Origin of the sequence: Microbispora hainanensis, assembly GCF_036186745.1 — a bacterium.
Lineage (GTDB): Bacteria > Actinomycetota > Actinomycetes > Streptosporangiales > Streptosporangiaceae > Microbispora.
Genome location: NZ_CP108086.1, coordinates 7,110,533 through 7,130,911, shown reverse-complemented (window position 1 = coordinate 7,130,911; position 20,379 = coordinate 7,110,533). Strand labels below are relative to the sequence as shown.

The 20,379-nt window shown below is 70.0% G+C and carries 18 protein-coding genes; 10 read left to right on the top strand and 8 right to left on the bottom strand.

Annotation, left to right across the window (positions count from 1 at the left end; genetic code table 11):
• Window positions 1-48: 48 nt before the first annotated feature.
• Window positions 49-528, bottom strand: coding sequence for a MarR family transcriptional regulator (locus tag OHB01_RS32710; RefSeq protein WP_328709817.1), 480 nt, complete (start codon window positions 526-528; stop codon window positions 49-51).
• 108 nt (window positions 529-636) lie between these two features.
• Between OHB01_RS32710 and OHB01_RS32705 the strand changes: the two genes are divergently transcribed.
• The 3 genes from OHB01_RS32705 to OHB01_RS32690 are packed head-to-tail and all read left to right on the top strand — an operon-like array spanning window position 637 to window position 3,145.
• On the top strand, window positions 637-1,728 hold the full coding sequence (locus OHB01_RS32705) for an ATP-binding cassette domain-containing protein (protein WP_328854456.1): 1,092 nt from the start codon (window positions 637-639) through the stop codon (window positions 1,726-1,728).
• On the top strand, window positions 1,617-2,216 hold the full coding sequence (locus OHB01_RS40015) for an LLM class flavin-dependent oxidoreductase (protein ID WP_419197598.1): 600 nt from the start codon (window positions 1,617-1,619) through the stop codon (window positions 2,214-2,216). Before OHB01_RS32705 ends, OHB01_RS40015 begins: the two co-directional genes overlap by 112 nt.
• The gene (locus OHB01_RS32690; protein WP_147943174.1) at window positions 2,213-3,145 is read left to right on the top strand and encodes an LLM class flavin-dependent oxidoreductase; all 933 of its coding nucleotides are present in this window, start codon (window positions 2,213-2,215) and stop codon (window positions 3,143-3,145) included. Before OHB01_RS40015 ends, OHB01_RS32690 begins: the two co-directional genes overlap by 4 nt.
• Window positions 3,146-3,249: 104 nt before the next feature.
• Here the strand turns inward: OHB01_RS32690 and OHB01_RS32685 are convergent, their stop codons facing one another.
• Together OHB01_RS32685 and OHB01_RS32680 are read right to left on the bottom strand one after the other, a co-directional pair.
• Window positions 3,250-3,603: a nuclear transport factor 2 family protein gene (locus OHB01_RS32685; RefSeq protein WP_142647569.1), complete on the bottom strand. Its 354-nt coding sequence runs from the start codon at window positions 3,601-3,603 to the stop codon at window positions 3,250-3,252.
• Between the two features lie 21 nt (window positions 3,604-3,624).
• Window positions 3,625-4,482 (bottom strand): hypothetical protein, encoded by an 858-nt coding sequence (locus OHB01_RS32680; RefSeq protein WP_142647567.1) that lies wholly within the window; start codon window positions 4,480-4,482, stop codon window positions 3,625-3,627.
• Between the two features lie 144 nt (window positions 4,483-4,626).
• On the opposite strand from OHB01_RS32680, the gene OHB01_RS32675 reads away from it, so the two are divergent.
• Window positions 4,627-4,974, top strand: coding sequence for a CU044_2847 family protein (locus OHB01_RS32675; RefSeq protein ID WP_142647565.1), 348 nt, complete (start codon window positions 4,627-4,629; stop codon window positions 4,972-4,974).
• Window positions 4,971-9,059 carry a trypsin-like peptidase domain-containing protein gene (locus OHB01_RS32670; protein ID WP_328854455.1) on the top strand — a complete coding sequence of 1,363 codons (4,089 nt, stop codon included), beginning with the start codon at window positions 4,971-4,973 and terminating at the stop codon, window positions 9,057-9,059. Before OHB01_RS32675 ends, OHB01_RS32670 begins: the two co-directional genes overlap by 4 nt.
• 293 nt (window positions 9,060-9,352) lie before the next feature.
• Here the strand turns inward: OHB01_RS32670 and lysA are convergent, their stop codons facing one another.
• Together lysA and OHB01_RS32660 are read right to left on the bottom strand one after the other, a co-directional pair.
• Window positions 9,353-10,681, bottom strand: coding sequence for a diaminopimelate decarboxylase (lysA, locus tag OHB01_RS32665; RefSeq protein ID WP_147943171.1), 1,329 nt, complete (start codon window positions 10,679-10,681; stop codon window positions 9,353-9,355).
• Complete coding sequence (locus tag OHB01_RS32660; RefSeq protein ID WP_328854454.1) at window positions 10,678-11,145, bottom strand: Lrp/AsnC family transcriptional regulator; 468 nt, start codon at window positions 11,143-11,145, stop codon at window positions 10,678-10,680. Before OHB01_RS32660 ends, lysA begins: the two co-directional genes overlap by 4 nt.
• 294 nt (window positions 11,146-11,439) lie before the next feature.
• Between OHB01_RS32660 and OHB01_RS32655 the strand changes: the two genes are divergently transcribed.
• Complete coding sequence (locus OHB01_RS32655) at window positions 11,440-13,353, top strand: amino acid transporter (protein WP_396689423.1); 1,914 nt, start codon at window positions 11,440-11,442, stop codon at window positions 13,351-13,353.
• A gap of 112 nt (window positions 13,354-13,465) precedes the next feature.
• Here OHB01_RS32655 and OHB01_RS32650 read toward each other — a convergent pair whose 3' ends face one another.
• Genes OHB01_RS32650 through OHB01_RS32640 form a run of 3 tightly spaced genes read right to left on the bottom strand, consistent with a single transcriptional unit; the run spans window position 13,466 to window position 14,981 of the window.
• Window positions 13,466-14,494: a DNA-processing protein DprA gene (locus OHB01_RS32650; RefSeq protein ID WP_328854453.1), complete on the bottom strand. Its 1,029-nt coding sequence runs from the start codon at window positions 14,492-14,494 to the stop codon at window positions 13,466-13,468.
• A gap of 23 nt (window positions 14,495-14,517) precedes the next feature.
• Window positions 14,518-14,721, bottom strand: coding sequence for a hypothetical protein (locus tag OHB01_RS32645; protein WP_328854452.1), 204 nt, complete (start codon window positions 14,719-14,721; stop codon window positions 14,518-14,520).
• Window positions 14,721-14,981, bottom strand: a complete 261-nt coding sequence (locus OHB01_RS32640; RefSeq protein WP_222709485.1) for an SAV_915 family protein — start codon at window positions 14,979-14,981, stop codon at window positions 14,721-14,723. The genes OHB01_RS32645 and OHB01_RS32640 overlap by 1 nt, the downstream gene beginning before the upstream one ends.
• Window positions 14,982-15,512: 531 nt before the next feature.
• On the opposite strand from OHB01_RS32640, the gene kdpF reads away from it, so the two are divergent.
• From kdpF to OHB01_RS32620, 4 genes are read left to right on the top strand one after another with little or no spacing between them, the layout of a single operon-like run.
• Entirely contained in the window at window positions 15,513-15,602 is a 90-nt protein-coding gene (gene kdpF / locus OHB01_RS32635; protein ID WP_142647549.1) for a K(+)-transporting ATPase subunit F, read from the top strand.
• On the top strand, window positions 15,602-17,263 hold the full coding sequence (kdpA, locus tag OHB01_RS32630) for a potassium-transporting ATPase subunit KdpA (RefSeq protein ID WP_328709822.1): 1,662 nt from the start codon (window positions 15,602-15,604) through the stop codon (window positions 17,261-17,263). Before kdpF ends, kdpA begins: the two co-directional genes overlap by 1 nt.
• Window positions 17,263-19,404: a potassium-transporting ATPase subunit KdpB gene (gene kdpB / locus OHB01_RS32625; RefSeq protein WP_147943165.1), complete on the top strand. Its 2,142-nt coding sequence runs from the start codon at window positions 17,263-17,265 to the stop codon at window positions 19,402-19,404. Before kdpA ends, kdpB begins: the two co-directional genes overlap by 1 nt.
• A complete protein-coding gene (locus tag OHB01_RS32620) occupies window positions 19,405-20,277 on the top strand; it encodes a potassium-transporting ATPase subunit C (protein WP_142647545.1) in 873 nt (290 codons plus the stop codon). It begins immediately after the preceding gene.
• Window positions 20,278-20,379 lie beyond the last annotated feature (102 nt).

Here is a 20,379-nt window from a genome sequence, read left to right as displayed (position 1 = left end):
TTCGGGCAGTCGCGGCCGGGTGGCTGGTCCGGCTCAGGTCAGTGCGTCTCAGGTGGTGTAGCGCGCGACCACGCCCATGAGGGCCGTGGCGATCCGGAGCCTGTCGGCCTCCGGCATCTCCTCGCCCAGGACGTCCAGACGCGCGCAGATCTCCGCGTGCACCTGCTCGCCGAGCCCCGCGCCCTCGGGCGTGAGCGAGATCCGGCAGGCGCGGCGGTCGCGCGGATGGCTGACCCGGGTCACGAGCCCGCGCCGTTCCACCCGGTCCACGAGCCCGGTGAGGCTGGACTTCTCCAGATGCAGGAGGCGGCTGAGCTCGGTCATGCCGATGGGGCCGTCGTTCAGCATGCACAGCAACTGCGCCTGCTGCGGAGTGACGCCGTGCTCCCGGCTCACGTCGGCGAAGACGTACTGCACGACGTGGGACATGCGCACCAGCGCGGTGGCGAACGCCGCGTCCGTGCCGGTCCCCGTGGCCGTCCCCGTGGCCGTCCCCGTGGCCGTCCCCGTGGCCGTCGTCGTGGTCATCTGCATCCTCCTGGTCCGAGCGTAATTGACATCGGTTCGTACAGCCAACTAATTTGTGCGTACTACGAACTGTTCGTACTACGAACTAATGAGGCTTCGTGAACGCGGATGACACGACGAGCCCCGCCGCGAGAGGCGCCGGTGTGCTGGCCGCCCTCGGCCTCGCGGTCTTCGGCTACGCCCTCATGCAGACGGTGGTGGTCCCCGCCCTGGGCCTGCTGGGAGACGTCCGCGCTGCTCAGCGTCCGCGGCCTCGCCAAGACCTTCCCGGTGCGCACCGGCCCGCTGCGGCGCAGAGGCACCAGGAACGCGGTGGACGGCGTGGACTTCGACATCCCCGCGGGGACCACGCTGGGCCTGGTCGGCGAATCCGGGTCGGGCAAGACGACGACGGCCAGGATGATCCTCGGTCTGGAACGGCCGACGGCGGGCAGCGTGCGCTTCGCGGGCGAGGACGTCACCTCCGCCCGGGGCGAGGCCCTGCGGCGGCTGCGGCGCCGGGTCCAGCTCGTCTACCAGAACCCCTACACCTCGCTGCACCCCCGCTCCACGGTCGAGGACCTGCTGACCGAGCCGATGCGCAACCACGGCGTGGACGACGCGGCAGGCAGGGCGGCGGCCGTACGCGCGCTGCTGGACGACGTCGCCCTGCCCACCTCGCTCGCCCGCCGCCGCGCGGGGGAGCTGTCCGGCGGCCAGCGGCAGCGCGTCGCCATCGCCCGCGCCCTGGCGCTGAACCCCGACCTGCTGGTGTGCGACGAGCCGGTCTCCGCCCTCGACGTGACCGTGCAGGCCCAGATCCTGGAGCTGCTGGCCAGGCTGCAGCGCGAACGCGGCCTGACCTATCTGTTCATCTCCCACGACCTGGCCGTCGTACGCCAGGTCAGCCACACGATCGCGGTCATGCGCGGCGGCCGGATCGTCGAGCAGGGCGACGCGGAAGACGTCTTCACCAGCCCGAGGCACCCCTGCACGCGGGAGCTGCTCGCCGCGATCCCCGGTTTCCGGACACAGACGGAGGAACCCCAATGGAGTCAGGTCTCATCACCTTCGGCAGCCTGCTGCCGGACCCGCACACGGGCGAACGGCTGTCCCAGCGGGAACGGCTGCGCGACGTCGTCCGTGCCGCGGTCACCGCCGAGGAGCTCGGCTTCGCCTGGTACACGGTGGGGGAGCACCACTTCGGCGAGCGGGACGTGATCCCGTCGCCCGTCGTCATCCTGGCGGCGATCGCCGAACGCACCTCCTCCATCCGGCTCGCGACCGGGACCACCCTGGTGGCCAACCGGGACCCGGTGCTCGTCGCCGAGGACTACGCCCTCCTCTCCGACGGCCGGCTAGAGCTCATCGCCGGTGGCTCGTTCTTCCCCGAGCCGTACGCGGTCTTCGGCCAGGAGCCGGACAGCGCTCCCTGGGCGGGCAACCTGACCGAGGACGGCTTCTTCCTGCCGCCGGAGCGCCTCCGGCTGCGCTACCGGGAGCTCGGCGTGGACGACGGCACCGAGGTGGCCGTTTACTGCGGCAGCGGCGTGACCGCCTGCCATGACCTGCTGGCGCTCGAACTCGCCGGCGTCGGCTCGGCGGCGCTCTACCCGGGTTCCTGGTCCGCCTGGTCGGCGGACCCGCGGCGGCCGGCCGTACGAGGGGAGCGGCCGTGGCCGCACGACCAGGAGGAGGCACGGGCATGAGCGCGCGCGACCGGCTGCGCTTCGGCGCGGGAGGGGCCGTCGGCGGCCTGTCGGCCGGCGAGACGCTCGACCTCGCGCAGAGCGCGGACGAGCTGGGCTACGACCTGTTCACCTTGAGCGACCATCTGCACGGCGGCCGTCCCAGCCTGGAGCCGCTGACCGCGCTGTCCTGGATCGCCGCCCGCACCAGGACCATCGAGGTCGGCACCAACGTGCTCGGGCTGCCCTACCGCGAGCCCCCCGTCGTGGCCAAGACCGCCGAGACGGTCGACCGGCTGTCGGGCGGGCGGCTCGTCCTCGGCCTCGGAGGCGGCGGTTTCGACCACGAGTTCGCCGCGTTCGGGCTCGCCGGGCGCAGCCCGGGCCAGAAGGTCGCGGCGCTGCGGGAGGCGATCGGGATCATCCGCGGGCTGTGGGCGGGGGAGCCGGTCTCGTTCCGCGGCGACCACTACACGGTCCGCGACGCGGTCATCACCCCGGCCGCCCGGCGGCCCATCCCGATCTGGCTCGGCTCCTACGGCCCGCGCTCGCTGGCGCTCACCGGGGAACTGGCCGACGGATGGCTGCCCTCGCTCGGGCGCATCTCCCTGGCGCAGGCCGCCGCGATGCGCCGTGCCGTACGGCGGGCGGCGCGGGACGCCGGGCGCGACCCCGGCTCGATCACGTGCGCCTGCAACGTCCGGGTCCTCGTCGATCCCTCCAGGTCGCCGACCCCGGAGCTCGTCACCGGTGGCGTCGACGCGGTGGTGGACCAGCTCACCGGCATCGTCGCGGCGGGCTTCACCTCTCTGCTGCTCGCCCTGCCGACCATGCGCGAGCAGGAGTTCTTCGCCCGGGAGATCATCCCGCAGGTGCGCGAGCGGGCCGCGAACCTCGACCCCGGCCTCGCCGACGCCGACACGGCGTCCGGGCAGGGCCGCACGGCATAGGAGGCAGCGCCCGCGTGAGCGAAAGCGGCCGGCGTGCCCGTACGGAGGCGCGCCGGCCGCTGGCACGGCGCGCCCGCCGTGCGCCCCCGGTCACCCGGGCCTGCTCAGATGGCAGGCCGGTAGAAGAAGGTCCGGCGGCGGTGGATCCGGCCGTCATGGAACTCGAACCAGTCGGCGAAGAGTTCGTTCAGCGGCGCGCCCTCCCTGGACACACCGTTGAAGTGACCCCAGCAGAAGCCCTGGAGCGCGCCGCTCACCACGGAGCGCAACTCGTGGACTCCCGCGCCGATCGGACGCTTCGCCTGGTAGAAGTCGCAGAGATCGTCCACGCCGTTGATCTCGGGGAAGCCCGGACGGTCGTAGGTGACGTCGCTCGTGACCAGCGTTCTGAGCGTGGCCCAGTCACTCGCGTCGATCGTCGAGAAGAGTGTTCTGATGAGCTTTTCGTGGGGGTCCATCGCGCCTCCTTCCGAGGCACCTCAATCGGACGCGGGGACACCGTCGGGGGGTTGCAGGTCCGTTTCCGTCAGCGTTCTCAGCTGCCGGTGGTCCATGTCGCGGAACCACGACATGAAGTGCCGGACGAAAAGCCCCTCCGGGTCGGTGATGATGAAGATCCCCATGATCTGTACGGCGTCCTGATCACGCAGGTTCGGGGCGTGTTTGTGAATCTGCCAGATGATCGAGCCGCCGTCCTCGTGTTTGACCAGGACGAAAGACGTGGGGAGAGTTGCTCGGACCTCGGCGACGCGCAGACGCTGCGCTCCCCATTTGGCGCTGTGCCTGGCGATGCTCCGGTAGTGGTGCAGGTAAGCGGGCGTGAGTTGTTCGGCGAGGTGCCCGGGGCTGCGATCGCCGTTGCCGTCGGACTGGATGATCCGGTGATAGGTGACCTCGCCGAACCGCCTTTCGAACTCGCTGAGATAGGCACGTTGGATATGCGTCCACCGCGGATCGTTGGACGCCTTGAATACCTCCACGTAGGAATTGACCGCATAGATCTGGGCGCCGCGCGGGGCTCTGCGGATGACTTCGCCCGCATCACGGTGCAGCCTTTCGATGTCCTCGGCGCGGTCGGCCTTGTAATAGGTCGCCTTCAGCCGGGACTCGCCGTTGGTGAGGGAGTGCACGGCATCCTGCAGGTGCGTCACGCTCACGGGCAGTTGCCGGACGATGTGCAGAAGCGCGAACACGAGTGTCAGGCCCGACACCGCGAGCAGCCCGACCGCCGTCCACCCGGCCACCCCGAGGGGGGAACCGGCAAGGATGACCACCGAGCTTCCGAGGGAGGCGGCGTGGACCACCAGCAACGTGACGGCGAACGCCGGAGAACGCATGGGGGCCTCCGAGGACGGCCGGTGCGGGGTCAGATCACCCATATCGCGTGGACCACATTGTACGTATTACCGCAACCCCACTCTCGTCCGAAGCGTTTACCGATTACCGTTGATATCGGGAGCTGTGGGACAGTCGGAGGCAACGTGAGCTCGACCCAAGTTCGCATTCCGATCGGAGACGGACAATCCGGCACTAGTAACTATCTCATAGCCGAAATAGATGCAAATGACGCGCTGGAGCTGGCCTCTTCGGGTATCGACGGAAGGCTGGAAGAGGCTTCGCGGTCGCTGTCGGCGGCACTGGACGACATCAGACCCGTCATCGAGACGATAATGACGAAACTCCAGACGGCCGCTCGCCCGCCCAAGGAGATCCAGGTGGAGTTCGGCCTGAAGTTCGGCGGCGAGTTGGGGTTGATCTTCACGAAGGGAACCGCCGAAGCGTCGTTCAACGTCACCATGACCTGGGCTCCGGAGAATCCGCCGTCATGACCGGAAGCGGATCCCGGCCGGAACGCGCGACGGTCCGCATCCTCGCAAACGGCAATCGGCCTGTGGGCCTCGGCTTCCTGGTCGGTCAGCAACAGATCGTGACATGCGCGCATGTCGTCAACTCGGCGCTCGGCCGGGAACAGCGTGAACCAGCCGGACCCCCGGATGACACTCTGATCTTCGTCGACTTTCCGCTCGGGGGCGACGGCCGCCACAGCCACGTCCGTCCGGCCAAGATCGTCAGGTGGCGACCGGGCGGCGTCCACCCCTTCGAGTGGAGCGACATCGCCGGCCTGGAACTGCTGGAGCCGCCGCCTCAGTCGACCGCCCCGGCCAGGCTCCGCGTGACCGGCAGCCCGGCCGGGACCTACGTCCAGGTATGGGGATTCCTGCATAACCGGCGAGTGATGGGGCACGTCACCGGCGAGCTTCTCGGGGCGGCAGACCCGGTCCGCAGCCAGGTCGATCGGCGAATCACATCACGCATGACGGCCGCGCCCGGCTTCAGCGGCGGGCCGGTCTGGCACCGGGACAGCGGTGAGGTCGTGGGCATGCTCCAGGCGATCGCCGGTGACGAGCAGATCTACATGATCGGGCTGCACGCGCTCGCCGCGGCCTGGCCCGCGGTCCTTCACCGGCCGCCCCGCAATCCCTACCGTGGGCTGTTGCCCTTCGAAGAGTCGGACGCCGAGCTGTTCTTCGGCCGCGCCGGCTTCGTCGAGCAACTCGTCGATGACGCCAGGTCCCGCAGGCTGCTCGCCGTGACGGGCCCTTCGGGCTGCGGGAAGTCGTCCGTGGTGAATGCAGGGCTCATCCCACGGCTCCGCCGTGAATCGCTCCGGAGTGGATCGTCGATGCACGCTGTGCGCCTCCGGCCGGGGGAGCTGCCGATGTTCGCGCTGGCCCGTGAGTTCGCCGCCGCCGAAGGCCGTGACGCCCAGGTCCAGCAGTCCCAGATCGAGCGGTGGCGTTCTCGCCTGCTGGAGCTGGGCCTGCGGGACGCGGGGCGCCGGCTGGCGATCGGGCTGAATGTGGATCGGCTGGTCGTGGTGGTCGACCAGGCCGAGGAGATCCTCACGCGCTGCACCGATGCCGGGGAACGTTCCACCTTCCTCGACCTGCTGGCGGAGACCGCCACAGAGCTGAGGCCGTCGGAACAGGCCGACATCACCGTCGTCCTGACCATCCGGGAGGAGCACTTCGGCGGTCTGCTCCAGCACCAACGCCTTGGCGAATATCTTCAGATGCGTTCCCGGGTGCTGCGCGCGCTGTCGGACGTGGACCTCCGAACCGCCATCACCGAACCCGCGCGCCTGGCCGATCCCGAACACCCGGTCGTGTGCGACGAGGACCTGATCGAAGCGCTCTGCGCGGATTTCGGCCGGCAGCCGGGACGGCTGCCGCTCCTCCAGTTCGTGCTGCACAGCATGTGGCCCCTCCAGGACCCGCCGTGGCGGCTGACGCGGAAGACGTACGAGGACATGGGCGGGGCCAGCGCCCTTTCGAAGTACGCCGACAAGGTCATCGAGGGCCTTCCGCAACGACAGCGAGACGCGGCAGAGCGGATCTTCACCATGCTGGTCACTCCGGGCACGAGCGACTATGCGCAACCGGTGCGCCGGGACCGGCTCTCCCCGGACGACCTGGAGGTGGCCGGGATCCTGCACGACAAGCGGCTGGTGACCTTCAACGGCGAGACGGTCGAAGTCGTCCACGAGGCGTTGCTCCGCGGCTGGGATCGCCTGCGGGACCTGCTGGCACGGGACAGCGAGGTCCTCGCCATGGTGGGGGTGATCCAGGGCTACAAGTCCCAATGGGAGAACCACGACCAGGATCCCAAATTCGTGTTGCCCGCGCCGCTGCTCGAGCGCGCCTTCAAGGTGGTGGAGGAGCATCCGCACCATGCGATGGGCGTCATGCCCTACGTCGTCCACAGCATGGAGGTGCACCGTGAGGAACAGCGCAACCAGGAGCGCCTTCTCGCGTACAACGAGGCGACGCGCCTGGCCGAGCAATCCGAGTTCGCCCGGCTCTCCCCGGCGGAGACCCCGACCACGGCGCTGGACCTCGCCATCCGTTCCCTGGAGCGCATGCCCCTGTTCAAGGGGGATCGGGCACTGCGCGAGGCGCTCGCCAGCACGACCAAGCCCGAACTTCGCCTTGAGCACGACGACGCCGTGCGCTGTGTGGCGTACAGCCCCGACGGATTCCATCTCGCGACGGCGGGCTTCGACGGCACCGTATGCGTGTGGGAGGCGGCCACCGGGCGGGCGCGAGTGACCATCCGGAACGCGATGGCCGTCTGGTCGATCGCCTTCAGCCCGGACGGGGGGCTCCTCGCCACAGGCGGTCACGAGGATCAGGCGAAGATCTACGACGTCCGGACGGGAACGCCGGTCGGCTCGCTGCCGCACGGCGACACCGTATGGGCCGTGGACTTCAGCCCGGACGGCCGGTTCCTCGCCACCGCGTGCGGCGACGGGAGAGCACGCCTGTGGGACCCGCGTGGCGGGCATCTGCTCGCGACGATGGCGCACGACGACGTCGTGCGCAATCTGGCGTTCCACCCCGGGGGCAGCGTGCTCGCGACCGCGAGCGCCGACGCGACCGTGGGCCTCTGGGCCGTCCCCACCGGCGTGGAGATCGCGCGGCTGCCCCATGACGGATGGGTCCGTGCCGTGGTCTTCAGCGCCGACGGCGCGCTCGCTTCGGCCAGCCGCGACGAGCGGGCGCGGATCTGGACGGCGGAAAGGATCAACAACATCGTCGCGACCGGAGGGCGGACCCGCATCCAGGAAGAGAACCGGCTCAAGCACAGCGGCTGGGTCCGCACCGTGGCCTTCAGCCCGGACGGCAGCCTTCTCGCCACCGCCGGCCGTGACGGAAGCGCACGCATCTGGGACGCGCAGAGCGGAACACCGATCCAGCACCTGCACCATGAAGGCTCAGTGGAGAGCATCGCCTTCAGCCCGGACGGCACCCGGCTCGCCGTCGCGGGGGACAGCAAGACCGCGCACGTCTGGGACGCGCGTACGGGAAACGAAGCCGCACGGGTCGCGCATGACGGACCGGTCAACTGGGTGGTCTTCAGCCCGGACGGGGCCAAGCTGGCCACCGCCGGCGCCGATGCGACGGCCTGTGTGTGGAATGTCCATGCCTCGGATGAGATCGCACGCCTGACGCATGACTCCTGGGTCGAGGCGGTCGCCTTCGACCACCAGGGCACTCGGGTGGCTACGGCATGCTACTGCGGCGAAGTGCAGGTCTGGGACGTCGCGTCGGGAACCAGTATGTCCGGCTACTCGCACACCGGACCCGCGCAGTCCGTGGCGTTCTCCGTTGACGGAAGGCTGCTCGCCAGCGCGGGTGCCGACGGCCACGCCCGCGTGCGGGAAATCGGCACGGGCCGTGAGATCGCGGAGTTGCCGCATCCCGACTGGATAAGAAGCATCGCGCTGAGCCTCGACTCGCGCCTGCTCGCGACAGGTGGGGCCGATCGGATCGCCCGCATCTGGGAGATGGAGACCGGGAACCTCATCGCGCAGTTCCCCCACGACGAAACGGTGTGGGGTGTCGAGTTCAGCCCGGACGGGAAGCTGCTGGCCACGGCCTGCGCGGACAGATGCGCACGCCTCTGGTCGATCGCCGACGGCGAGGTCCGCAGAGTGCTGCGGCACACCGACATCGTCTGGGGTGTCAGCTTCGCGCGAGGGGGGAGGAGGCTCGCCACGGCCAGCGCCGAATACGCGCGCATCTGGCCGGTTCACGGGGAGGACGCACCACTGGACATCCGGCACGACGCCGCCGTGGAGTCGGTGGCCTTCAGCCCTGACGGCAGCCACCTCGCGGCAGGGTGCCAGGACGGTGACGTACGAATATGGTCCGTGCGTGGCGCCCAGGAGCCGTCCGAGGTGGCACGAGTGAGGCACGAAGAAGCCGTATGGGGCCTGTCCTTCAGCCCGGACGGCCGATATCTCGCCACGGCCGGCCGGGACAGCACGGCGCGCATCTGGCCGGCGACCTCGGCCGCCCTGATCGAACTCGCGACCCGGCATCTCGCTCGCCCGATCCCCGAGGACGACTGACCACGCCGCACACGGACTCGCGCCGAGGCGGGCCCCCGGACCCTGCCGGCGGCCACGTGCGTCCGGCCGGGTGTGCCGGGAGAGGGCGTGCTCGGCGACCTCCGGCGGCGACGGGGGTCCGCAGCACCCGTACGACGTGGGCGGTCATCCGCCGGTGGCCGTCGGCGTAGGTGTCCGTGTTGCGGGTCAGTAGCGCGCCGACGCTTGCGCTGGTCGCGCAGGCGACCATCAGGAGCGCGGCGGCGAGGACGCGTCCGGCCGAGGAGGTGCGCACGACGTCTCCCACGCTCGTGTCAGAGGCCGACATCGCGGCGCATCAGGTCGTCGAGGCCCTCGCGGCGGACGACGAGGCGGGCCTTGCCCCGGCTCACGGCGACGACCGGCGGGCGCCCGGTCATGTTGTACGTCGAGGCCATCGAGTGGTTGTAGGCGCCGGTGGCGGCGACGGCGAGCACGTCGCCGGGGCGGATGTCGGCGGGGAGCGCGGCGGCCTCGGCCAGCGTGTCCCCGCTCTCGCAGTGGTGGCCGACCACGGTGAAGTCGCGTGTGCCCTCGTGCGTCGCGCGGCCGATCATGCGCATCTCGTATCGCGAGCCGTACATCGCGGGCCGGGGATTGTCGCTCATGCCTCCGTCGACGGCGACGTACGTGCGGCGCAGCCCCTTCTTGACCGTGATCACACGGTAGAGCGTCACGCCGGCGGGCCCGGCGACGGCCCGTCCGGGTTCGACGGTCAGCCGCGGCGCCGGCAGGCCGATGCCCGCGCAGTGCCTCTCGACGGTCGCGGCCAGCGCGCCGAGCCGGGAGGGAGCCAGGCCGGCCTGCCCGTTCGTGTACGCGATGGCGTGACCGCCGCCGAGGTCGAGCTGGGGCAGCGTCACCCCGTGCGCGTCGCGGATCCGCGCGAGCTGGTCCACCAGGACACGCGCGCACTGCTCGTACGGCCCGATCGCGGTGATCTGGGATCCCAGATGGCAGTGCAGGCCGACCAGCTCAAGGCGTGCCTGGTGGAGGATCCGGTTCACCGCCTCCCGCGCCCCACCGGCCGCGATCGACAGCCCGAACTTGTGGTCCTCGCCGCCGGTGCGGATGGCGGCGTGCGCCCCGGCTTCGATGTCGGGAATCACCCGCACCAGCACCTTCTGCCGCATCCCCACGGGGACGAGCGCGGTGAGACGGTTGATCTCGGTGAGATCGTCGATGACGATGCGGCCGACCCGCTGCTCCACGGCCGCGCGCAGGTCCGCGGGGGTCTTGGCGTTGCCGTGGAAGATGATCCGGTCCGGGGGGAAGCCTGCGGCCCGCGCCACGGCCAGCTCACCGGCCGAGCACACGTCGAGTGCGAGCCCCTCGTATCGGATCCAAGAGGCCATGGCGCGGCACCAGAAGGCCTTCGCGGCGTACGCGACTTCGGCCCGGGGCAGCGCGGCGCGGTAGGCGCGGCAGCGCAGGCGCACGTCCGCCTCGTCCATGACGTACGCCGGGGTGCCGAAGCGCCCGGCCACCTCCAGCAGGTCGACGCCGCCGACCTCGGCGTGCCCGCCGGGGCCGAAGCGCGCGGTGGCCGGCCAGGGGCCGTGGGCCGTCTCCGTCGTACGCGGAGGTGTGATCAGCAGGCTCATTTCGTTCTCTTCTCCGCCAGGAGCGCCTGGCCGAGTCCGGTGACCGTACGGGTCACGATCTGGGTGCTGGTGGTGGCGGCGCCCGCCTCGCGGAGCGTCGCCACCGCCAGTTCGAGGTCGTCCATGTTCCGGCAGGCCACCCGCACCTCGATGTCGGCGTCGCCGAGCAGGACCAGCGCGCTCAGCACCGCGGGCATCTCGCGCAGCCGCCGCTCGTAGGTTCCGCAGGTCACGCCGTGGCGCAGCCGGACGCGTACGAGGGCCTGGATCGGCCGTCCCAGCGCCGCCGGGTCCACCTCGACGCGGATGGCGGTCAGCGCGCCGCTCTCGCGCAGCCTGCGCAACCGGACGGACACCGTGCTGTCGCCGAGCGCGAGGTCGCGGGCGAGGGCCCGCACCGGAGCGCGGCCGTCCCGGGCGAGTGCCTGGAGCAACGACCGGTCTACGTCGTCGAGCGATTTCACCGCACACCGCCTCCTGAACGGTCCTGCCATGCTGAACGGGCAAACGCCCCGAAAGTTGGACACACGACACGCTAAGTACGGGACATGCCATGGGTGGGCGATCCTGACGCGATTCCTACGGCGGGCACGTCGAATCCGACGCCCGATTGACGTTCGACGCGGGTCGTCCCGTCGTCGCGCAGCGTGATCGGACGACTTCCGCTCTTGACGCGTTCTTGACGCCCATACCCCGTCGTTTGCGGTGATTGCGCCAGTAGTGTGCATGCGTTCATTGACGCGATGTTGATGCCGGAGGTGGCCAGGTTGGGGCGTTCTGTCGCCACGCCCGCGGGTCCGATGCGCACCTGGCTGCTCGAAGGTCTCCAGACCGATCGCAAGGAGATCGAGCACGGGCCGCACGCGAAGCACCCGTGGTGGCGCGTGATGTGCCTGACGGGCGTGGACTATTTCTCCACGCTCGGCTACCAGCCGGGCATCGCGGTGCTCGCGGCCGGGTTCCTGTCGCCGCTCGCCACGGTCTTCCTGGTCGCGCTCACGCTGCTGGGCGCGCTGCCCGTCTATCGCCGGGTGGCCGCCGAGAGCCCGTACGGCCAGGGCTCGATCGCGATGCTGGAGAAGCTGGCGCCACAGTGGTGGGGCAAGCTGTTCGTCCTGGCCCTGCTCGGGTTCGCGGCCACCGATTTCGTCATCACCATGACGCTGTCGGCCGCCGACGCGACCGCGCACATCCTGGAGAACCCGTTCGCGCCGCACTGGATCCAAGGACAGCGCGTGCCCGTCACCCTGTTCCTGCTGGCCATGCTCGGCGGGGTGTTCCTGATGGGCTTCACCGAGGCGATCGGCGTCGCGGTGATCCTCGTCCTCGTCTACCTCGGGCTCAACGCCGTCGTCGTGGTCACCTCGCTCGTCCACGTGCTCCAGGCGCCCCAGGTGGTCGTCGACTGGACCCACGCGCTGAACGCCGGCTACAGCGGCCCGCTGGCCATGATCGGCCTGTCGTTGCTGGTCATGCCGAAACTCGCGCTGGGCATGTCGGGCTTCGAGACCGGCGTCGCCGTGATGCCCGTCGTCAGGGGCGACGTACGGCAGCGCATCAAGGGCGCCAAGCGGCTGCTCACCGTGGCCGCGCTCGTCATGAGCGTTTTCCTGATCTTCTCCAGCTTCGTCACGACCACGCTGATCCCGCACGAGGAGTTCGAGGAGGGCGGCAAGGCGAGCGGCCGTGCATTGGCCTACCTGGCGCACACGTTCCTCGGCGAGTGGTTCGGCAGCGTGTACGACGTCTCCACGATCGCGATCCTGTGGTTCGCGGGCGCCTCGGCCATGGCGGGCCTGATCAACCTGGTGCCGCGCTATCTCCCCCGATATGGCATGGCGCCGGAATGGACCGGCGCGGTGCGGCCCCTGGTTCTCGTCTTCGCGGCGATCGCGTTCGCCATCACGATCATCTTCGACGCCGACGTGGACGCCCAGGGCGGCGCATACGCCACGGGTGTGCTGGTGCTGATGCTGTCGGCGGCGGTCGCGGTGACGCTGTCGGCGTTCAGGAAGGGCCAGACGGCCGCCGCGATCGGCTTCGGGCTGATCGCGGCGGTCCTCGCCTACACGCTGGTCGACAACGTGGTCGAACGGCCCGACGGCGTGAAGATCGCATCCTTCTTCATCGCCGCGATCATCATCACCTCGGTGATCTCCCGGGCCACCCGTTCCACGGAGCTACGGGTGACCGAGGTCGGCCTGGACCCGCTGGCCCAGCAGTGGGTCAACGAGGCCGGCGGCCTGATCCACCTGATCGCGAACGAGCCCAATCAACGTGACCAGCACGAATACCACGACAAGCTGCGCGAGCAGTGGATCAACCACCGGCTGCGTAGCGACGAGCCCGTGATGTTCGTCGAGGTCACCGTGCCGGACGCGTCGGAGTTCGAGACCGAGCTGCACGTCCGGGGCGAGGAGCGCTACGGGCACAGGATCCTGCGGATCGAGAGCTCGGCCGTGCCGAACTCGCTGGCCGCCCTCCTGCTCCACGTCCGCGACCGCACCGGTGCGGTGCCGCACATCTACTTCCACTGGGCCGAGGGCAATCCCGTGCTCGCCATGCTGCGCTACCTGGTGTTCGGCGGCGGCGACGTGCCCCCACTCACCCGCGAGGTGCTGCGCAAGGCGGAGCCGGACCTCGAACGCCGGCCCCACGTCCACGTCGGCTAATCAGCATGCACCGCACAGACCTCCTGACGGTAGGGCCGGTTCTTGATCTTCCCAAGGATCGGCTCCCAGGGGCCGAACTCCGGGTTGGCGTGCCGCCCGAGCACGATCGCAGCTACGCGTTCCGCTCCTGCCTGCTTGAGAGCGTGCGAGGCGGGCTGGACGCGGGCTCCCGTCGTCCAGGTGTCGTCGACGAGCAGCACACGGCACCCGGAAAGCCGTCAGGCGGATCGGGTACCGAGAAGCGCTCTCTGTGAAAAGATCGCAGGTCAGGGGGGAGCGCCGAATTCGCGGTCAGCCGCACCCAGGGGAGCCGGAGCCTGTTCCCGATCAGCAGGCGCAGCGGATGTTCGCCGGACCGTCCTCTCGTGCTCGGCACCACCGCCACGTGGCTCCACCGGTCGACGTGGGCCGCTTTCGCGGCGCAAGGGTGGTGATCCGTGGGGATCTCCGGAAGAGAATCGGGGCCGGTGCTCAGTTCCGAGATCAATCCTTCCACGACATCGAGAAGCTCACCCAGGCTTGCGACAACATGGACGCCGGGCTTTTTCGCGTAGTCGCGGGCCCAGTCGTGTTCAAGCAGTTGGTCCGGCATGATCACGGGCCGCCCGTGCTCCAATGCGAGCCTGGCCTGGATGCGTGCACCGCTCTTCCACGGAGCCTCGACCACGACGGTAGCCGCCGCGTAGCCGCTCATCACGGCGTTTCTCATCGGGAAGTTGCGCTGGTGCGGCGGAGTGTCCGGCCAGAACTGGCTGATGACCAGGCCATCGCAGGAGATTCGTTCCTGCAGTGCGCGGTTCTGGGCGGGATAGAACTGGTTGATTCCCGTTCCGATAACGGCGACCGTCCGTCCGTCCGCGTCCAGCGCGGCTCGATGGGCGGCGGTGTCGATCCCCTTCGCGAGACCACTCACCACTGTCACGCCATTTCGAGCCAGGTCAGTGGCCACCGCAGAGGCTATGCCGAGTCCTCGCTCGCTGGCCTGCCGGGTGCCGGCCACTGCGATCGCACGGTGGTCCGCCCGGAGCGTGCCGCGTGAGAAAAGCACCGGCGGCGTCTGGTGGATGCTGCGCAGTCGGCTCGGGTAGTCGGGGTCGAAGAAGGCGTGCACCCCGATTCCGGCGGAGTCCCAGGCGTTCAACGCCTGCTACGCCGGGGAGCGCCTCAGGGAGTGGCGACGACCGGGTCGCGGCGTGGCGGCGTCGTTTCGCCGTCCTCGACGTCCATCCCGCCCTCGCCGTACGGCGGGTCCTGCCGGTCGAGGTCGCGCGGGAGACCGATGCGGTTCTCCTCCCGGCGCGACAGCGGGCTCCCGGCCGTCGGCGGCTCTGTGAACTGGTCATCGAGGGTCTGGTGGAGGATGCACATCACGCGGTCCTGGAGTTCGGCCGGCTCATCAGGCCGGCGGGGTCGATCACGATGCCGATCACGCCGAGATCCTTGAGCATGCTCCGCAGCGCGGGCTCGCTCAGACGGACCCAGCCATGGTCGCTGCCCAGCACCTTCGTCAGCCGCAGCGGCGAGGTGAAGGCCACGGCCGTCCGTGTGCCCGCGGCCGTCCGGAACAGGCGTAGCGCCAGGGAGAACGAGCTGCGGCGGACCGGCACATATAAGGGATCTTCGAGCATTGTCATGCCTTCCGGAGGGAGCAACGAAGGCGACGTTAGGCGCCACGCGACCAGCGGGAACGCCGTCACTACGGAATCCCGACGCCCTGCCGCCGAAAGCTGACGCGACGTTGATGCGTCGCCGCGTCCCTGGCCGCGGCGACGAGCACGTCTTCACCGGCCCGGGTCGCGGCGTCGAGCACGTCTCACCGTGCTGGTCGCCGCCCGTCGCCCGTCGCCCGCCGCCCGTCGATCGGCAACGGCGGCGTCCGCCGCCTTCGAACGCGCGACTACGAGGGCATGCCCGGCCGCGTGGAAGCGGCGTGGAAGCGGTGTAGGAGTGGCGTAGATGTTCCGGCGCTCGGCGTAGCGAACGCGTCAAGAACCTCAAGACCCCTCAGAGCAGGCGCTTTGCTGGTTAAAGGGCCGCCGGTCCGGCGGCCGGGCAAGCATCCGGATTTGAGGAAGTGAGATGGCCGACGTCATCTTCGTCGCCCTGACGGTCGCGATATTCGCGATCTGCGGGCTCGTGGTGAAGGCGGTGGAGCGCCTGTGAGCGCTGTCAACGCCGTGGGTCTGGTCGTGGCCGCCGGCCTGGTGGTCTTCATGGTCGCGGCCCTGCTGTTCCCGGAGCGTTTCTGATGTCGCCCACCACGGCCGGGATCCTGTTCATCGGATCCCTCGTCGTCGCCCTGGTGCTGACGCACCGGCCGCTCGGCGACTACATGCACCGCGTCTACAGCGGCACGCGGCACCTGGCCGTCGAACGAGTGATGTACCGGCTCATCGGGGTACGGCCGGACGCCGAGCAGCGGTGGAGCGTCTACGCCCGCAGCGTGCTCGCCTTCTCCGCCGTCTCGATCCTGTTCCTCTACGCCTTCCAGCGCCTGCAGGACAAGCTGCTGCTGAGCCTCGGCTTTCCCGGGGTGGCGGACCACGTGGCGTGGAACACCGCGGTCAGCTTCGTCACCAACACCAACTGGCAGGCGTACTCGGGTGAGTCCACGATGGGCCACCTGGTGCAGATGGCCGGCCTGGCGGTGCAGAACTTCGTGTCGGCCGCCGTCGGCATGGCCGTGGCGATCGCCCTGGTGCGCGGCTTCGCCCGCAAGCGGACGGACGAGCTCGGCAACTTCTGGGTTGACCTGGTGCGCGGCACGGTCCGCGTCCTGCTGCCGATCGCGTTCGCCGGGGCGCTCCTCCTGGTGGCCGGCGGCGTGATCCAGAACTTCGCGGGCGTCCACGAGGTCGCCACGCTGACCGGGGGCACGCAGGGCATCACCGGCGGGCCGGTGGCCGGCCAGGAGGTCATCAAGGAGCTCGGCAACAACGGCGGCGGCTTCTACAACGCCAACTCCGCCCACCCCTTCGAGAACGCGACCTCCTGGACGAACTGGCTGGAGATCTTCCTGATCCTCGTGCTGCCGTTCGCGCTGCCGCGCACGTTCGGGCGCATGGTGGGCGACCGGCGGCAGGGCTACGCGATCGTCGCGATCATGGGCGTGCTGGCCTTCGCGAGCGTCGCGCTGCTCACGGGGCTGGAGATCGCGCATCACGGCACCGTTCCGCAGGCGGTCGGCGCCGCGATGGAAGGCAAGGAGGTCAGGTTCGGCGTGCCCGACTCGGGCACCTTCGCCGCGGCCACGACGCTGACCTCGACCGGCGCGGTCGACTCCTTCCACGACTCCTACACCGCGCTCGGCGGCATGATGACGATGGTCGACATGATGCTGGGCGAGGTGGCGCCCGGCGGGGTGGGCGCGGGCCTGTACGGCATGCTCGTGCTCGCGGTGATCACCGTGTTCGTCGCCGGTCTCATGGTGGGCCGTACGCCGGAGTATCTGGGCAAGAAGATCGGCTCGCGCGAGATCAAGCTGGCCTCGCTCTACTTCCTGACCACGCCGGTGCTCGTGCTCGTGGGCACCGCCCTGGCCATGGCCTCGCCCGGGCAGCGGGCGAGCATGCTCAACTCCGGGCCGCACGGCCTGTCCGAAGTGCTCTACGCGTTCACCAGCGCCTCCAACAACAACGGGTCGGCGTTCGGCGGCATCACCGTGAACACCCCGTGGTACGACACCGCGCTCGGGCTGTGCATGGCCTTCGGCCGGTTCCTGCCGATCGTCTTCGTGCTCGGCCTCGCCGGTTCGCTGGCCAGGCAGGCCCCCGCACCGGCCTCGGCGGGCACGCTCCCCACCCACCGCCCGCAGTTCGTCGGCATGGTCGTCGGCGTGACGATCATCGTCGTGGCGCTGACCTTCCTCCCCGCTCTGGCGCTCGGCCCGCTCGCAGAAGGAATCCAGTGATGACAATGCTCCAGGCGCCGGAAACCTCGGCTCCCGCACCCGCTCCGGAGAAGGGCGGCAAGGTGGGCGGTGGTCTGCTCGACCCCAGGCAGCTCGTGCGGTCGCTGCCCGAGGCCCTGCGCAAGTTGAACCCCGCCACGCTGTGGCGCAACCCGGTGATGCTCATCGTCGAGGTCGGCGCGGCGTTCACCACCGTGCTCGCGCTCACCGATCCCTCGTTCTTCGCCTGGGCGATCGCGGTCTGGCTGTGGCTGACCGTCGTGTTCGCCAACCTGGCCGAGGCCGTGGCCGAGGGCCGGGGCAAGGCCCAGGCCGCCACGTTGCGGGCGGCCAAGCGCGACACGATGGCCCGGCGGCTGCCGGACCCGGCCGACCCCGGGCGCCGGGAGACGGTGGGCGCCCCCGAACTCCGGCAGGGCGACCATGTCATCGTCGAGGCCGGCGAGATCATCCCGGGCGACGGCGACGTGGTCGAGGGCATCGCCAGCGTGGACGAGTCGGCCATCACCGGGGAGTCCGCACCGGTGATCCGCGAGTCCGGCGGCGACCGCTCGGCCGTCACGGGCGGCACCAAGGTTCTGTCGGACCGGATCATCGTACGGATCACCCAGAAGCCGGGGGAGAGCTTCATCGACCGGATGATCGCCCTGGTCGAGGGCGCGAACCGGCAGAAGACCCCAAACGAGATCGCCCTCAACATCCTGCTGGCCGCACTCACGATCATCTTCTTGATCGCCACGGTGACCATGCAGCCGCTGGCGATCTACTCCAAGGCGCAGAACCCCGGTATCCCCGACTCCCTGGCACTGAACGGGAACGGCGTCACCGGCATCGTGCTGATCTCGCTGCTGGTCTGCCTCATCCCGACCACGATCGGGGCGCTGCTGTCGGCCATCGGCATCGCCGGCATGGACCGCCTGGTGCAGCGCAACGTGCTGGCCATGTCCGGCCGCGCGGTCGAGGCAGCCGGTGACGTCAGCACGCTGCTGCTCGACAAGACCGGCACGATCACCCTGGGCAACCGGCAGGCGGCCGAGTTCCTTCCGGTGCCCGGTGTGCCCGTCATGGAGCTCGCGCGGGCGGCGCAGCTGTCCAGCCTGGCGGACGAGACCCCCGAGGGCCGTTCGATCGTGGTCTACGCCAAGAACACCTTCGGCCTGCGCGAACGGCGGCCGGGCGAGCTGGCCCACGCCGGCTGGATTCCGTTCACCGCGCAGACCCGCATGTCCGGCGTCGACGTCGACGGGCGCCGGGTCCGCAAGGGCGCCGCGGCCGCCGTGATCAGGTGGGTGCGCGACAACGGCGGCCGGCCCTCCGCGTACGTCGGGCAGCTGGTCGACGGGATCTCCGCCTCCGGCGGCACGCCGCTCGTGGTGGGCGAGATCGATGGCTGCACGGCCCGGGTGCTCGGCGTCATCCACCTCAAGGACGTCGTCAAGACGGGCATGCGCGAGCGGTTCGACGAGATGCGCCGGATGGGCATCCGCACCGTCATGATCACCGGGGACAACCCGCTCACCGCCAAGGCCATCGCCGACGAGGCGGGCGTGGACGACTTCCTGGCCGAGGCGACCCCGGAGGACAAGCTCGCCCTGATCCGCAAGGAGCAGGAGGGCGGGCGGCTGGTCGCGATGACCGGCGACGGCACCAACGACGCCCCGGCGCTGGCCCAGGCCGACGTGGGGGTGGCGATGAACACCGGCACCTCGGCCGCCAAGGAGGCCGGGAACATGGTCGATCTCGACTCCAACCCGACCAAGCTCATCGAGATCGTCGAGATCGGCAAGCAACTGCTGATCACCCGGGGTGCGCTGACCACCTTCTCCATCGCCAACGACATCGCGAAGTATTTCGCGATCATCCCGGCCATGTTCGCCGCCGTCTATCCGGGCCTGGACACGCTGAACGTCATGCGGCTGCACAGCCCGCAGTCGGCCATCCTGTCCGCGGTCATCTTCAACGCCCTGGTCATCGTCGCGCTGATCCCGCTCGCCCTGCGCGGCGTGCGCTACCGCCCCTCCAGCGCGTCGAAACTGCTCAGCCGCAACCTCTACATCTACGGCCTCGGCGGGATCGTCGTCCCGTTCATCGGCATCAAGCTCATCGACCTGCTCATCATGTTCCTTCCGGGGATGTCATAAATGGAACGCCTGCCAAGCTGGATCCGCCGGCACATCGCGGCGCTGCGCGCGCTTCTCGTGCTCACCCTGGTGACCGGCGCGATATACCCGCTGCTGGTCACGGGCGTCGCGCAGGCCGTGTTCAACGGCAACGCCGACGGCTCCCTCCTCAAGGAGGGCGGCAAGGATGTGGGCAGCGCCCTCATCGGCCAGAGCTTCACCGACGCGGACGGCAACCCGATCAAAACGTACTTCCAGAGCCGCCCATCCGCGAGCGGTTACGATCCGTCGGCCTCGGGCGCGAGCAACCTCGGCCCGGAGGACGTCCTCGACACCCTCCCCGTGCCGGGCGCCAAGGACGACGAGGGGAACCCCGACACCGGCAGGCAGAGCCTGCTCACCCAGGTATGCGCCCGGTCCAAGGCGATCGGCGAGCTGGAGGGCGTCAGCGGGGCCAGGCCGTACTGCACGGCGGACGGCGTCGGCGCGGTGCTCAAGGTCTTCCCCGCCGCCGGCACACCCACGAAGGTCGTCAGCGTCAACCAGGCCTGTCCCGCCACGCCGTTCGTCCCGGTCTACGAAGGGGTGAAGGTCGAGTGCGGCAGGCCGGGCGAGGACTACTCGGCCGGGCGCACGGTGCCGGTGCGCGGCGACGCCCGCGCGGTCGTCCCGCCGGACGCCGTCACCGCGAGCGGCAGCGGCCTCGACCCGGACATCTCCATCGCGTACGCCGAACTGCAGGCCCCACGGGTGGCCAGGGAGCGCGGCGTCGGCCTGGACACCGTACGAGCCCTCATCAGGCGGCACACGACCGGCCGGGCGCTCGGGTTCATGGGAGAGCCCGGCGTGAACGTGCTGGAGCTCAACCTGGATCTCGACAGGCTGAAGAGATGAGCTGAAGGGCGCTCGGGCGGCCGCGCGTCCACCGCGGCGCGGCACCCGGGGCCGGCAGGACCCACGACCGCCCGGTGGCGAACGTCCGGCGTCTGGAGCCGG